General features: G+C 61.3%; 10 protein-coding genes. 4 read left to right on the forward strand and 6 right to left on the reverse strand.

All coding sequences use genetic code 11. The features are described 5' to 3' along the window. Window positions 1-151: 151 nt before the first annotated feature. Complete coding sequence (gene dacB / locus ACU688_RS02525; protein WP_017739580.1) at window positions 152-1,612, reverse strand: D-alanyl-D-alanine carboxypeptidase/D-alanyl-D-alanine endopeptidase; 1,461 nt, start codon at window positions 1,610-1,612, stop codon at window positions 152-154. Window positions 1,613-1,849: 237 nt separating this feature from the next. On the opposite strand from dacB, the gene ACU688_RS02530 reads away from it, so the two are divergent. Next, entirely contained in the window at window positions 1,850-2,194 is a 345-nt protein-coding gene (locus ACU688_RS02530; RefSeq protein ID WP_448183536.1) for a YggL family protein, read from the forward strand. 37 nt (window positions 2,195-2,231) lie between these two features. On the opposite strand, the gene ACU688_RS02535 is transcribed toward ACU688_RS02530, so the two are convergent. Beyond that, a complete protein-coding gene (locus ACU688_RS02535) occupies window positions 2,232-3,422 on the reverse strand; it encodes a benzoate/H(+) symporter BenE family transporter (RefSeq protein WP_448183537.1) in 1,191 nt (396 codons plus the stop codon). 213 nt (window positions 3,423-3,635) lie between these two features. On the opposite strand from ACU688_RS02535, the gene ACU688_RS02540 reads away from it, so the two are divergent. Further along, window positions 3,636-4,400 (forward strand): GntR family transcriptional regulator, encoded by a 765-nt coding sequence (locus tag ACU688_RS02540; RefSeq protein WP_017739583.1) that lies wholly within the window; start codon window positions 3,636-3,638, stop codon window positions 4,398-4,400. A 61-nt stretch (window positions 4,401-4,461) separates the two neighbouring features. Here ACU688_RS02540 and guaD read toward each other — a convergent pair whose 3' ends face one another. The 4 genes from guaD to xdhA form a co-directional block, all read right to left on the reverse strand. Next, entirely contained in the window at window positions 4,462-5,766 is a 1,305-nt protein-coding gene (gene guaD, locus ACU688_RS02545) for a guanine deaminase (protein ID WP_448183538.1), read from the reverse strand. Window positions 5,767-5,778: 12 nt separating this feature from the next. Next, window positions 5,779-6,618 (reverse strand): xanthine dehydrogenase accessory protein XdhC, encoded by an 840-nt coding sequence (gene xdhC / locus ACU688_RS02550; protein WP_448183539.1) that lies wholly within the window; start codon window positions 6,616-6,618, stop codon window positions 5,779-5,781. Window positions 6,619-6,741: 123 nt separating this feature from the next. After that, window positions 6,742-9,141 carry a xanthine dehydrogenase molybdopterin binding subunit gene (gene xdhB, locus ACU688_RS02555; protein WP_448183540.1) on the reverse strand — a complete coding sequence of 800 codons (2,400 nt, stop codon included), beginning with the start codon at window positions 9,139-9,141 and terminating at the stop codon, window positions 6,742-6,744. Further along, window positions 9,134-10,582 carry a xanthine dehydrogenase small subunit gene (xdhA, locus tag ACU688_RS02560; protein WP_448183541.1) on the reverse strand — a complete coding sequence of 483 codons (1,449 nt, stop codon included), beginning with the start codon at window positions 10,580-10,582 and terminating at the stop codon, window positions 9,134-9,136. Before xdhA ends, xdhB begins: the two co-directional genes overlap by 8 nt. Window positions 10,583-10,862: 280 nt before the next feature. Here xdhA and ACU688_RS02565 point away from each other — a divergent pair, with 280 nt between their 5' ends. Both ACU688_RS02565 and smc read left to right on the forward strand, forming a co-directional pair. After that, window positions 10,863-11,522 carry a GntR family transcriptional regulator gene (locus ACU688_RS02565; RefSeq protein WP_124526631.1) on the forward strand — a complete coding sequence of 220 codons (660 nt, stop codon included), beginning with the start codon at window positions 10,863-10,865 and terminating at the stop codon, window positions 11,520-11,522. A gap of 2 nt (window positions 11,523-11,524) precedes the next feature. Next, window positions 11,525-15,013, forward strand: coding sequence for a chromosome segregation protein SMC (gene smc, locus ACU688_RS02570; protein WP_448183542.1), 3,489 nt, complete (start codon window positions 11,525-11,527; stop codon window positions 15,011-15,013). The last annotated feature ends 54 nt before the right edge of the window (window positions 15,014-15,067 follow it).

Here is a 15,067-nt window from a genome sequence, read left to right on the forward strand (position 1 = left end):
TGCACTGCATTCGCGGGCAAGCCAGCTCCCACAGTGGGTGGGGTTCACACACATTTTGCTTTGTGAACCCCACCCACTGTGGGAGCTGGCTAGTCGGGTCGCCGCATCGCTGCGATAGCGGTTTATCAGTCTGACACTCTGCCTTCCAGGGTCAGAGAACGGGCGCAGCCGCCGCCAGTTTCGGCTGGCGATACAGGTCCAGCAGCACCTGATCCAGCACCGACGAGGCGCCCCACGGCTTCGGATCGTTGAGGATCGCCACCACTGCCCAGGTGTTGCCGTTGTTGTCGCGGCTGAACCCGGCAATGGCGCGCACGGTGTTCAGGGTGCCAGTCTTGACGTGGGCCTCGCCGCGCATGGCCGTGGTCTTCAGGCGTTTGCGCATGGTGCCGTCGGTGCCGGCAATCGGCAGTGAGCTGATGTACTCAGCGGCGTAAGGGCTTTTCCAGGCGGCTTGCAGCATCGCCGCCATTTCGCGGGCGCTGACCCGTTCGGCGCGGGACAGGCCGGAACCGTTTTCCATCACCAGGTGCGGCGCGGTAATGCCTTTTTTCGCCAGCCACTGGCGCACGACGCGCTGGCCGGCCTTGGCGTCGTCGCCGTCGGCATCGTTGCGGAACTGCGCGCCCAGGCTCAGGAACAACTGCTGGGCCATGGTGTTGTTACTGTATTTGTTGATGTCGCGGATGATTTCCGCCAGGTCCGGCGAGAACGCACGGGCCAGGACCTTGGCGTCCTTCGGCACCGGCGCCTGGATATCGCGGCCCTGGATGCTGCCGCCCAGTTCCTGCCAGATCGCCCGCACGGCGCCGGCGGTGTAGGTGGCGTGGTCGAGCAGCGACAGATAAGTCTGCGAGCTGCAGCCATCGGCCAGTTGGCCGCTGACGGTGACCGTCACGCTGCCGTCGGCGGCGGTGACCGGGTTGTAGCGCACGTCGCCGGTGCACTGCTTGGTGTTGGACACCTTGACCTGGTTGTCGATACGGATACTGGCAATCGGCGGCTCGACCGACACGATCACCCGGCCCGAGTCATTGCGGGTCACGAAGCGCAGGGCCTTGAGGTTGACCAACAGGGCGTCGGGCTTGACCAGGAAGGGCTTGTTCTCGTCGTTGCCGTCGTCATTGAACTCGGGCAATAGCGGCTGTTTGAAGAAGGCACGGTCCAGCACCAGGTCGCCGGTGACTTGCTGCACGCCGTTGGCGCGCAGGTCGCGCATCAACAGCCAGAGTTTTTCCATGTTCAGCTTGGGGTCACCGCCGCCCTTGAGGTACAGGTTGCCGTGCAACACGCCACCGCTGAGGGTGCCGTCGGTGTAGAACTCGGTTTTCCACTGGTGGTTGGGGCCGAGCATTTCCAGGGCGGCGTAGGTGGTGACCAGCTTCATGGTGGAGGCCGGGTTGACCGAAACGTCGGCGTTGAAGATGGTCGGCGTGCCCGGGCCGTTCAGGGGGATCATCACCAGGGACAGTGCGTTGTTTTGCAGCTTGGCTTTGGACAGTGCCTGCTGGACGTTCGGCGGCAGGGTGTTGTTGACGGTGGCGGCGGTGGCAGAGAAGGCCAGTGGCAGAAGAAGACCGGCAAGGAGCAATGGACGCAAAGATTTGATCATAGAGAATAAAACCCTACTGCTGAGGAGGGTGAAAAAGGCGAGGGGTAAATAAGAAAAATCCCTCATTGGTCACGAAAGTGTCGGCATTATGCCCCAAGGTGGGGCCTCTTGTAGCTGAACGATAGCTGGAAATCGGCGTTTTTTTGCAGGCAATTTGCCGCCCGTCCCAGAGAGTCGGGCAATCGCCGCCTTAAACTGCTAAAGTGCCGCCCGTTATTACTTAAGAGGATTGTTCCAATGGCGACTAACCGTTCCCAGCGTCTGCGCAAAAAACTGTGCGTTGATGAATTTCAAGAGCTGGGTTTCGAACTGAACCTGGACTTCAAAGAAGACCTGAGTGAAGAAGCTACCGATGCTTTCCTCGAAGCATTCATCAAAGAAGCCATGGAAGCCAACCTTCTGGGCTATGTCGGCGGCGATGACTTCGGTCTGGTTTGCCTGCAGAAGCGTGGCTCGGTCAGCGAAGAACAGCGTGCCGCTGTTGAAAGTTGGCTCAAAGGCCGCAGCGAACTGAAAAGCGCTGAAGTCAGCCCGCTGCTGGACGTGTGGTATCCGGAAAAGCCGATCAACGCGGCTAAGTGATACTGAAAAAAACGGCGACCTGAGGGTCGCCGTTTTTTTATGCCTTGCGCCAGTTCAGAATCAACAGCGTCAACACCCCCGCGACAATCCCCCAGAACGCCGACCCGATGGAAAACAGCGTCAAGCCAGACGCCGTGACCATAAAGGTGATCAGCGCCGCTTCCCGCTCCTTCGGCTCATTCATGGCGATGCTCAGGCCATTGATGATCGAGCCAAACAGCGCCAATGCCGCAATCGACAGCACCAGTTCCTTGGGCAAGGCTGCGAACAGTGCCGCCAGCGTCGCGCCAAACACCCCGGCAATCCCGTAGAACACCCCGCACCAGACCGCCGCCGTGTAGCGCTTGTTGCGGTCTTCATGGGCGTGGGGCCCGGTGCAGATCGCCGCGCTGATCGCCGCCAGGTTGATGCCGTGGGAACCGAAGGGCGCCAGCACCAGCGACGCCAGGCCGGTGGCGGTAATCAACGGCGAGGCGGGCACGTTATAACCGTCGGCCCGCAGCACCGCGACGCCCGGCATGTTCTGCGAGGTCATCGCCACCACGAACAGCGGGATGCCGATGCTGATGGTCGCGGCCAGTGAAAAGTGCGGGGTGGTCCACACCGGCGTCGCCACTTCCAGGTGAAAGCCGCTGAAATCCAGCAGCCCCATCAAGCCTGACAATAGGCTGCCGATCACCAGCGCAGCCAACACCGCGTAACGTGGCGACAGGCGCTTGATGATCAGGTAAGTGAAAAACATCCCCAGCACCAGGCCGGTACGGTGTTGGGCGGCGACGAAGATCTCGTTACCGATCTTGAACAGAATCCCCGCCAGCAGGGCCGCCGCCAATGACGCCGGGATGCGTCTGACCAGCTTTTCAAAACTGCCGGTCAGCCCGCAGATGGTCACCAGCACCGCGCAGGTGATGTAGGCGCCAATCGCCTCGCCGTAACTCACTCCACCCAGGCTGGTGATCAGCAGCGCCGCGCCGGGTGTGGACCAGGCGATGGTGATCGGCGTGCGGTAGCGCAGCGACAAGCCGATGCTGCACACCGCCATGCCGATGGAAATCGCCCAGATCCAGGAAGAAATTTGCGCCGTGGTCAAGCCCGCGGCTTGTCCGGCCTGGAACATCAGCACCAGGGAGCTGGTGTAGCCGGTCATCATGGCGATAAAACCGGCGACGACAGCCGACGGTGAGGTGTCGGCCAGCGGGCGCAGAGGCGCTTGGGTGGCATCGGTCATGGAGCGGTGTTCCTTCTACCTATGAAAAAGCGGATTCAAGCCTAAACTCAAACGTAACCACTCATTGCAATACAGCCGAGGCCACAAACAGCCGTACAGTGTGTTGGCGCATACGGTTGTGTACAATGTGCCATGTTTTTAGGTGATACTTGCCAGCAACCCGTTGTTGCCGTATTACCGTTAATTCGCCGCCGTTCTCCAAACCGAGTGCCCATGAACGAACAGTTGCAACCTCTCAAGAAACAACCGCGAGCCGGCAAGGCCGGTCGCAGCGGAACCCAGGACGATATCGTCTACGCGCATATCTTCGAGGCGATCCTCGAACAACGCCTGGCACCCGGCACCAAATTGAGTGAAGAGGCACTGGGCGAAATCTTCGGCGTCAGCCGCACCATCATTCGCCGCGCGCTGTCGCGTCTGGCCCATGAAGGCGTGGTGTTGCTGCGGCCCAATCGCGGTGCCGTGGTGGCCAGCCCGAGTGTCGAAGAGGCCCGCCAGGTCTTCATGGCGCGGCGTCTGGTGGAGCGCGCGATTACCGAATTGGCGGTGCAGCACGCCACGGCCGAACAACTGGCCGAGTTGCGCCAAATGGTCAACGACGAGCGCGACAGCTTTTCCCGTGGCGACCGGGGTGCGGGTATCCGTCTTTCCGGCGAATTCCACCTCAAGCTGGCCGAAGCGGCGAAGAACGCACCGCTGATCAGCTTCCAGCGCAGCCTGGTGTCCCAGACGTCGTTGATCATCGCCCAGTACGAAAGCGGTAACCGCTCGCACTGTTCGTATGATGAACACACCCAGTTGATCGACGCGATCGAAGCGCGGGACGCGGTGTTGGCGGTGGATTTGATGATGCATCACATGGATCACATCGACAGCAAGCTCAACCTCGATGAGGAAAGCGCGTCGGATGATTTGCATGCGGTGTTTTCGCATTTGTTGCAGACCAAGAAGCCGGGGCGCTCCTCAGTAAAACTGTAAACCCGATCAACAATGTGGGAGCTGAGCCAGCTCCCACATTTGTTTTGTGGTGGTTTTGAAGTTAGCGTTGGTGCACCAATTGTCCGGCTGCATACGTCTGCAACACCGTCCGATCATCCCCCAGCGTCATCAGCACAAACAACGTCTCGGCAATGTCATTCGCCTGCTTCAAGCGATAGCTCAGCAGTGGCGTGGCGTTGTAATCCAACACCAAAAAGTCCGCATCCGTCCCCGGTTGCAACGTGCCGATCTTGTCTTCCAGGCGCAGCGCTCGCGCACCGCCCAATGTGGCGAGATACAACGACTTGAACGGGCTCAACCGCGCGCCCTGCAACTGCATGACCTTGTAGGCTTCGTTCAACGTTTGCAGCAGCGAGAAGCTGGTGCCGCCGCCCACGTCCGTGCCCAGTCCTACATTCAATTTATGTTTTTCCGCCATCGGCAGGTTGAACAAACCACTGCCGAGGAACAGGTTCGACGTCGGGCAGAACGCCACCGCCGAACCGGTCTCCGCCAGCCGCGCGCACTCGTCGTCACACAGGTGTACGCCGTGGGCAAACACCGAGCGTTCGCCGAGCAGCTGGTAATGGTCGTACACGTCCAGGTAGCCGTTGCGCTCAGGGAACAGCGCCTTGACCCACTCGATTTCCTGCTTGTTCTCACTGATGTGAGTCTGCATGTACAGGTCCGGGTATTCCCCCAGCAGTTGCCCGGCCAGCGCCAGTTGTTCCGGCGTGCTGGTCGGCGCAAAACGTGGCGTGACGGCGTAATGCAGGCGGCCCTTGCCGTGCCAGCGCTCGATCAGCGCCTTGCTTTCCTGATAGCCCGATTCGGCGGTGTCGGTCAGGTAGTCCGGGGCGTTGCGGTCCATCATCACCTTGCCGGCGATCATGCGCAGGTCGAGCTTTTCCGCCGCTTCAAAGAACGCGTTCACCGACTGCGGGTGCACGCTGCCGAACACCAGCGCGGTGGTGGTGCCGTTGCGTAGGAGTTCCTTGATGAAGATGTCGGCTACTTCCTCAGCGTGGGCCTTGTCGGCGAATTGGCTTTCACACGGGAAGGTGTAGGTGTTGAGCCAGTCCAGCAACTGCTCGCCGTAGGCGCCGACCATGCCGGTCTGCGGCAGGTGGATATGGGTGTCGATCAGGCCGGGGGTAATCAGGGCGTCCTGGTGATGGGTGATGTCGATATCGGCAGGCAGGGTCGGCAGCAAATCGCTGGCAGGGCCGACGGCGCTGATCTTGCCGTTTTCGATCACCAGCAGGCCGTCTTCGAAATACTCATAAGAGGCTTCGATGCCCACTTCAGCGGGGTCGGCGATGCTGTGCAGGATGGCGGCACGGTAGGCTTTGCGAGTCAAAGGCATGGTCATCTCAATTCAAATGGCTTGGCTGCGACGCGAAGCCGGCAGCAGTTTGGCAATCGGTTCGGCACTCGCAGTGTGCTGGCCGAAATTGGCGTTATAGGTGGCGATGATTTCGCCGGCGATGGAGATCGCGATCTCCACTGGCAACTTGCCCTTCACCTCGGTGAGGCCCATGGGGCAGCGCATGCGTTGCAACTGTGCGGCGTCGAAGCCGCGATCACGCAGGCGGTGTTCGAACTTGACCCGTTTGGTCTTGGAGCCGATCAGGCCGAAGTAGGCGAAGTCATTGCGCTTGAGCAGGGCGGCGGTGAGCTCCAGGTCCAGCGCGTGATTGTGGGTCATGACGATGCAGTAACTGCCCACTGGCAGGTCGGCAATTTCATCGACCGGCTCTTCGCTGACGATTTTACGCACGCCTTCGGGGATATGTTCTGGAAACTCCTGCTCGCGGGAATCGATCCAGCGCACCCGGCACGGCAGGCTGGCCAGTAGCGGCACCAACGCACGGCCGACATGGCCGGCGCCAAACACCGCGATCTGGGCCTGCACCTGGCCCATGGGCTCGAACAACAGCACGGTCACCCCGCCGCAGCATTGGCCCAGGCTGGCGCCCAGGCTGAAGCGCTCCAGATGGGTGTTCTGCTGACCACGTACAAGCATGTCTCGGGCGATCTGCATCGCCTTGTATTCCAAGTGCCCGCCGCCGATGGTGTCGAAGGTCTGGGCGGCGCTGATGACCATCTTGGAACCGGCGTTGCGCGGCGTGGAGCCGAGTTCTTCGATGATGGTTACCAGTACGCAGGGTTCGCCGCTGGTTTGCAGGTGGGCGAGGGCGCTGATCCAGTTGTTCATGTCTACCTCAACATTTCTGTTGTCAGTCAGGCCGCTATCGCAGGCAAGCCAGCTCCCACATTTGACGGTGTTCACAGTTCAAAATGTGGGAGCTGGCTTGCCTGCGATGGCAGCACCTCGGTCCTAAAGCGAAGCCAACTCGGTTTCAGTTTCCACAGGCGAAGCCGCCGTTAACTGCCGCATCTGCTCACAGCCCCAAAGCACCCGCTCCGGCGTCGCCGGCGCATCGATCTTTGGCTGATGCCGATAGTCACCCAAACTCGCCACCGCATCCTTGATCGCACACCACGAAGCAATCCCGAGCATGAACGGTGGTTCACCCACGGCCTTGGAATGGAACACCGTGTCTTCCGGGTTCTTGCGGTTTTCCACCAGCTTCACCCGCAGGTCCAGCGGCATATCGGCAACGGCTGGGATCTTGTAGCTGGCCGGGCCGTTGGTCATCAGCTTGCCCTTGTTGTTCCACACCAGCTCTTCCATCGTCAGCCAGCCCATGCCCTGGATAAACCCGCCTTCCACCTGGCCGATGTCGATGGCCGGGTTCAGTGAGGCGCCCACGTCGTGGAGGATGTCGGTGCGCAGCATCTTGTATTCGCCGGTCAGGGTATCGACGATCACTTCGCAGCACGCCGCGCCGAAGGCGAAGTAGTAGAACGGCCGACCGCGCGACTGGCTGCGGTCGTAGAAGATTTTCGGGGTCTTGTAGAAGCCCGTACTCGACAGCGACACCTGGGCGAAATACGCCTGCTGGATCAGCGCCTCAAACGTGAGGATCTGTTCACGCACGCGCACATGGCCGTTGTGGAATTGCACATCCGCTTCGCTTACGTCGTACTTGCGCGCGGCGAATTCCACCAGGCGCTGCTTGATGATTTCGGCGGCGTTCTGCGCGGCCTTGCCGTTCAGGTCGGCGCCGCTGGAGGCCGCAGTCGGCGAGGTGTTGGGCACCTTGTCGGTGTTGGTGGCGGTGATCTGTACGCGGTCGATTTCCACCTGGAACACTTCGGCTACCACCTGCGCGACCTTGGTGTTCAAGCCCTGGCCCATCTCGGTGCCGCCGTGGTTCAGGTGGATGCTGCCGTCGGTGTAGATGTGGATCAGCGCGCCGGCCTGGTTGAGGAAACTGGCGGTAAACGAAATACCGAATTTCACCGGGGTCAGCGCCAGGCCTTTTTTCAGGATCGGGCTGTGGGCGTTGTACAGGCGGATCGCTTCGCGGCGCTCGGCGTATTGGCTGCTGGCCTCAAGCTCGGCGGTCATCTCTTCGAGCAGGTTGTGCTCGACGGTCTGGTAGTAGTGGGTGACGTTGCGCTCGGTCTTGCCGTAGTAATTGACCTTGCGCACCGCCAGCGGATCGAGGGCCAGATGGCGGGCGATGGCGTCCATTACCTCTTCGATGGCGACCATTCCTTGCGGGCCGCCGAAGCCGCGATAGGCGGTGTTGGACGCGGTGTTGGTCTTGCAGCGGTGGCCGTTGACCGTGGCATCGCCCAGGTAATACGAGTTGTCGGAGTGGAACATGGCGCGGTCGACGATCGAGTTGGACAAGTCCGGCGAGCAGCCGCAATTGCCGGCCAGATCGAGGTTGATCCCGTGCAGGCGGCCGCTGTCGTCAAAGCCCACGTCGTATTCGATATAGAAGGGGTGGCGCTTGCCGGTCATCAGCATGTCTTCGACGCGCGGCAGGCGCATCTTGGTCGGCTGGCCAGTGAGGCGCGCGACCACGGCGCACAAGCACGCCGGGCTGGCGGCCTGGGTTTCCTTGCCGCCGAAACCGCCGCCCATGCGGCGCATATCCACGACGATTTTATTCATCGACACGTCCAGCACTTCGGCCACCAGTTTTTGCACTTCGGTGGGGTTTTGCGTGGAGCAGTAGACGATCATGCCGCCGTCTTCGGTGGGCATCACCGAGGAGATCTGGGTCTCCAGGTAGAAGTGTTCCTGGCCGCCGATGTGCAGGGTGCCCTGGATACGGTTTTTCGCCGACGCCAGTGCGCTGGCCGAATCGCCGCGTTGGTGGGTGTGGCTGTCGAGCACGAAGTGTTTCTTGCGGAAGGCCTCGACCACGTCCAGCACCGGTTCCAGGTCTTCGTATTCGATCACCGCCGCCATCGCGGCTTTGCGTGCAGTTTCCAAGTCACGGGCGGCGACGGCGAGCACCACTTGGCCGACGAACTGTACGGTATCGATGGCCAGCAACGGGTCGCCGGGCATCAGCGGGCCGATGTCTTTCAGGCCGGGCACGTCTTCGTGGGTGATTGCTATGCGCACGCCTTCAAACGCGTAGCACGGCGCGGTGTCGATGCTGATGATGCGGGCGTGGGCGCGGTCGGACATGCGCGCATACAGATGCAGCTGGTTAGGGAATTCCAGGCGGTCATCGATGTACTGCGCTTCACCGGAAACATGCTTGGCGGCGCTGTCATGCTTGACGCTGCGCCCCACACCGGAGGTGAGGTCCTGGGCGAACAGCTCGGCGAGTTCGGCTTGGGTTTTAACGACGGCGTGATGGTTAGACATAAGCGGTCACCCGAGTCTCGATGTGCGGCGTTTGCAGTTCGATGAAGTATTTGCGCAGCAGGTTCTGCGCGCTGAGCAGGCGGTATTCCTTGCTGGCGCGGAAGTCCGACAGTGGGGTGAAATCCTCGGCCAGGGCGGCGCAGGCTTTTTCCACGGTGGCGCTGTTCCAGGTAGCACCGACCAGCACGGTTTCGCAGCTTTTCGCGCGTTTCGGCGTGGCAGCCATGCCGCCGAAGGCGACGCGGGCTTCACGGATCACGCCGTTGTCGATCTTCAGGTTGAACGCGGCGCAGACGGCGGAAATATCATCGTCCAGGCGTTTGGAAACCTTGTAGGCGCGGAACAGCGCGTGACCCTTCGGCACGATGATCTTCTCGATGAATTCGCTGTCCTGGCGCGCGGTGACGCGGTAGTCGATGAAGTAATCTTCGAGCGCCAAGGTGCGCCGGGTGTTGCCCTTGCACAGCACGATCTGCGCACCGAGGGCGATCAGCAGCGGCGGCGAATCGCCGATTGGCGAAGCGTTGCCGATATTGCCGCCGAGGGTGCCCTGGTTGCGGATCTGCAAGGAGGCGAAGCGGTGCAGCAACTCGCCGAAGTCCGGGTATTCGTGGTGCAGTGCGGTGTAGCAATCGGAGAGGGCAGTGGCGGCGCCGATTTCCAGGCGGTCGGCGAAGTCGTCGATGCGCTTCATCTCTTCGATATTGCCGACGTAGATCATCACCGGCAGCGTGCGGTGGAACTGGGTGACTTCCAGCGCCAGGTCGGTGCCGCCGGCCAGCAGGCGTGCTTGCGGATACGAGTCGTAGAGATCGGCCAGGTCGGCCACGGTGAGTGGCACCAGGCAGCGTTTGTCGCCGCTGTTGAGTTCGCCGGTTTGCGTCGGCGCGATGGCTTTGAGGCGGGCGATTGTGTCGGCTTGGCGGCTGTCGAACTGGTCCTGCGGCTTGTTGCAGCAGGCCTGTTCGGCGGCGGCGAGGATCGGCCGATAACCGGTGCAGCGGCACAGGTTGCCGGCCAGGGCTTCGTGGGCTTTTTGGCTGTCGGGGGCGTCGCTGTTCTTTTGCAGGGCAAACAACGACATGACGAAACCGGGGGTGCAAAAGCCGCATTGCGAGCCGTGGCACTCGACCATCGCCTGTTGCACGCTGTGCAATTGGCCTTGGTGCTTGAGGTCCTCGACGCTGATCAATTGCTTGCCGTGCAGGGACGAGACAAAGGTCAGGCACGAGTTGAGGCTGCGATAACGGATCTGCTCCGCGCCTTGAGCGTCGGTGTGCAGCTCGCCGACCACCACGGTGCACGCGCCGCAGTCGCCACTGGCGCAGCCTTCCTTGGTACCGGATTTGCCCAGGTGCTCACGCAGGTAGTTGAGCACGGTGAGATTGGGGTCCAGGGCGTGCTCGCTACGGAGTTCCTGGTTAAGTAAAAACTGGATCACGGAAGGCCTCGCAGACTCATTATTGTTGTTAACCGCTTTGCGCCGAATCTAGTCATGTCTGACTTTTCGGTCAACGATTTTCTGACCAGAAGGTCAAGAAAATCCGGTCGCAACACTTTCAATTATGGTCCAGTCTTCTGGAACCGGCGTTTTCAGGGGCTTTTGAGTTTTCAACGCTGCTTATTCCGTGCCAAATTAGCCACGGTGGGCGTAGCGCCATCAGCGGGCCAATGCGCTACACTGCCGCGCTTGTATCGATAGAAGATTTTGAAGGTAAAACATGACGTTCAAGGCGCCGGACAGCCTCGCCGAGCAAATCGCTCACCACCTCGCCGAACGCATCATTCGCGGCGAACTCAAGCCTGGGGAGCGGATCCAGGAGCAAAAGGTCACGCTGGCACTCAATGTCAGCCGTGGTTCCGTGCGCGAAGCCTTGCTGATCCTCGAACGCCGCCACCTGATCGCGATCCTGCCGCGCCGTGGCGCCCACGTCACCGAACTCACCGCACACAAAGTGCAGAGCCTGTGCACGTTGATGGGCGAGTTGTACATCCTGCTCGGCAATGCAGTCGCCCAAGGCTGGCAGACCCAGGCCGACATGGCGCCCTTCGTGCAAATCCAGCAGCGCCTGGTGACTAATTTCGAGCGCCAGGACATCCGCGCCTTCGTCGAAGAAAGCTTCAACGTGATGCGCGCCGCGTACCCGTTCGCCAACAACCCGTACTTGCAGGAAACCGTCGAAAACCTGCAACCGGCGATGAACCGCGCCTATTACCTGGCCCTGGATCAGCGCAAGGCGTCCATGAGCGAATACCTGGTGCTGTTCGAGCAATTGCTCGCCGCCGTCCTCGCCCGTGACCTGCCACAGATTCGCCAGGTGCTGTCGGCCTACGGCGAGCGCAGTTGCTCGCTGGTCATCGCTGCGTTGGCGGACGCCTAAACGTGCGGCTCAAGTGCATCAAACTGGCGGGGTTCAAATCCTTCGTCGACCCGACCACGGTGAACTTCCCCAGTAATATGGCGGCGGTGGTCGGGCCCAATGGTTGCGGCAAGTCGAACATCATCGACGCCGTCCGTTGGGTGATGGGCGAGAGCTCGGCGAAAAACCTGCGCGGCGAGTCGATGACCGACGTCATCTTCAACGGCTCCACCAGCCGCAAGCCGGTGAGCCAGGCGAGCATCGAACTGGTGTTCGACAACTCCGACGGCACCTTGATTGGCGAGTACGCGGCCTACGCGGAAATCTCGATCCGCCGCAAAGTGACCCGCGACAGCCAGAACAGTTACTTCCTCAACGGCACCAAGTGTCGCCGTCGGGACATCACCGATATTTTCCTCGGCACCGGCCTGGGTCCGCGCAGCTACTCGATCATCGAGCAGGGCATGATCTCCAAGCTGATCGAAGCCAAGCCCGAAGACCTGCGCAACTTTATCGAAGAAGCGGCCGGCATCTCCAAGTACAAGGAGCGCCGCCGCGAGACTGAAAACCGTATCCGCCGCACCCACGAAAACCTCGCCCGCCTCACCGACCTGCGCGAAGAGCTGGAGCGCCAGTTGGAGCGCCTGCACCGCCAGGCCCAGGCGGCCGAGAAGTATCAGGAATACAAGGGCGAAGAGCGCCAGCTCAAGGCACAACTGTCGGCCCTGCGCTGGCAGGCGTTGAACGAGCAGGTCGGCCAGCGCGAGGCGATCATCGGCACCCAGGAAATCAGCTTTGAAGCGCTGGTGGCCGAGCAACGCAATGCCGACGCGAGCATCGAACGCCTGCGTGATGGGCACCATGATTTGTCTGAGCGCTTCAATCTGGTGCAGGGCCGTTTCTATTCGGTGGGCGGCGATATCGCCCGCGTGGAACAAAGCATCCAGCACGGCCAGCAACGCCTGCGCCAGTTGCAGGACGATCTCAAGGAAGCCGAACGCGCGCGCCTGGAGACCGAATCCCACCTGGGCCACGACCGCACGTTGCTGCTGACCCTCGGCGAAGAGCTGGACATGCTCACCCCCGAGCAGGAAGTTACCAACGCCGCCGCCGAAGAAGCCGCCGCCGCCCTGGAAGAATCCGAAAGCACCATGCACGGCTGGCAGGAGCAGTGGGACACGTTCAACCTGCAATCCGCCGAGCCGCGCCGCCAGGCCGAGGTGCAGCAGTCACGCATCCAGCAACTGGAAACCAGCATGGAGCGTTTGGCCGAGCGCCAGCGCCGCTTGCAGGAAGAGCGCGTGCTGCTCGCCGCCGACCCGGAAGACGCGGCGATCATGGAGCTGAGCGAGCAACTGGCCGAAAGCGAAATGACGCTTGAGGAGCTGGAAGCCAGCGAAGAACAACAAGTGGAGCGCCTGGAGCAACTGCGTCAGCAACTGCAACAGGCGACCCAGGCGCAGCAGCAGGCCCAGGGCGATTTGCAGCGGCTTAATGGCCGGCTGGCGTCCCTTGAGGCGTTGCAACAAGCGGCGTTGGACCCCGACACCGGCACCGCCGAATGGCTGCGCGACCAGCATCTGGCCGAGCGCCCGCGCCTGGCCGAAGGTTTGAAAGTCGAAGCGGGTTGGGAACTGGCGGTGGAAACCGTGCTGGGCGCCGACCTGCAAGCCGTGCTGGTGGATGACTTTGGCGGCTTCGACCTGGCCGGTTTTGCCCAGGGCGACCTGCGTTTGCTCAGCCCCGCTGCCGATGGCAAACGGGTGCCGGGTAGTTTGCTGGACAAGGTTGAGGCGGCGATTGATCTGTCGCCGTGGCTGGGCCAGGTCAAGCCGGTTGAATCACTTGAGCAAGCGTTGGCCCAGCGTGGCCAGCTCGGCGCCGGCGAAAGCCTGATCAGCCGCGACGGCTATTGGGTTGGCCGGCACTTCCTGCGGGTGCGCCGCGCCAGCGAAGCGGAAAGCGGCGTCTTGGCCCGTGGCCAGGAAATCGTCAACCTGATCGCCGAGCGCGAAGAGCGCGAAGCCACCCTGGAAAGCCTGGAAACCCAACTGCAAACCCTGCGCGCCACCCAGCGCCAGCAAGAGACCGGTCGTGAACACCTGCGCCGCCTGTTGCAGGACGAAGCGCGCCAGCAAGGTGAACTCAAGGCCCAGCTCTCCGCGAGCAAGGCCAAGGCCGAACAACTGACCCTGCGCCGCACCCGTCTCGACGAAGAAGTCGCCGAGATGGGCGAACAGCGCGCCCTGGAGCACGAACAGATCGGCGAAGCGCGCCTGCAATTGCAGGAAGCCCTCGACAGCATGGCCCTCGACACCGAGCAGCGCGAACTGTTGCTGGCCCAGCGTGACAGCCTGCGCGAACGCCTCGACCGCGTGCGCCAGGAAGCCCGTCAGCACAAGGACCACGCGCACCAACTGGCGGTGCGCCTGGGCTCGCTCAAGGCCCAGCACGCGTCCACCGCCCAGGCCCTTGAACGCCTGGAGATGCAGTCCGAACGCCTCACCGAAAAACGCGAGCAACTGAGCCTCAACCTGGAAGAGGGCGAAGCGCCGCTGGAAGAGTTGCGCCTCAAGCTTGAAGAATTGCTCGACAAGCGCATGACCGTCGACGAAGAACTCAAGACCGCGCAAATCGCCCTGGAAGACGCCGACCGCGAACTGCGCGACGCCGAGAAACGCCGGACCCAGGCCGAGCAGCAATCCCAGTTGATCCGCGGCCAGCTCGAACAACAGCGCATGGAATGGCAAGCCCTGACCGTGCGCCGCAAGACCCTGCAAGACCAGTTGCTCGAAGACGGCTACGACTTGCACGGCGTGCTCAATACGTTGACTACCCAGGCCAACGAGAAAGACGCCGAAGAAGAACTTGAGCGGATTGCCGCGCGTATCCAGCGCCTGGGTGCGATCAACCTCGCGGCTATCGACGAATACCAGCAACAATCCGAGCGTAAACGTTATCTGGACGCGCAGGACGCCGACTTGGTCGAAGCCCTGGATACCTTGGAAAACGTGATCCGCAAGATTGACAAGGAAACCCGCAACCGCTTCAAAGATACCTTTGATCAGATTAATAGCGGTTTACAGGCGTTATTCCCGAAAGTTTTCGGCGGTGGCAGCGCTTACTTGGAACTGACGGGCGAAGATCTACTCGATACAGGGGTAACGATCATGGCGCGGCCTCCGGGCAAGAAGAACAGCACCATCCATTTGTTGTCCGGCGGCGAAAAAGCCCTGACCGCATTGGCCCTGGTATTTGCCATCTTCAAGTTGAACCCGGCGCCGTTCTGCATGCTCGACGAAGTTGACGCGCCGCTGGATGACGCTAACGTTGGACGCTATGCACGACTGGTCAAAGAGATGTCCCAGACCGTGCAGTTCATCTATATCACCCACAACAAGATCGCCATGGAAATGGCTGATCAGTTGATGGGCGTGACGATGCATGAACCGGGTTGTTCGCGTTTGGTGGCGGTGGATGTGGAAGAAGCAATGGCGATGGTGGAATCCTGACCCAGGCTTCGAAAGAGAATTTTCAGCAGGATGTAAGGTGTTTTACCGGTCTGG

Source organism: Pseudomonas acericola (SeqCode) (assembly GCF_053456465.1).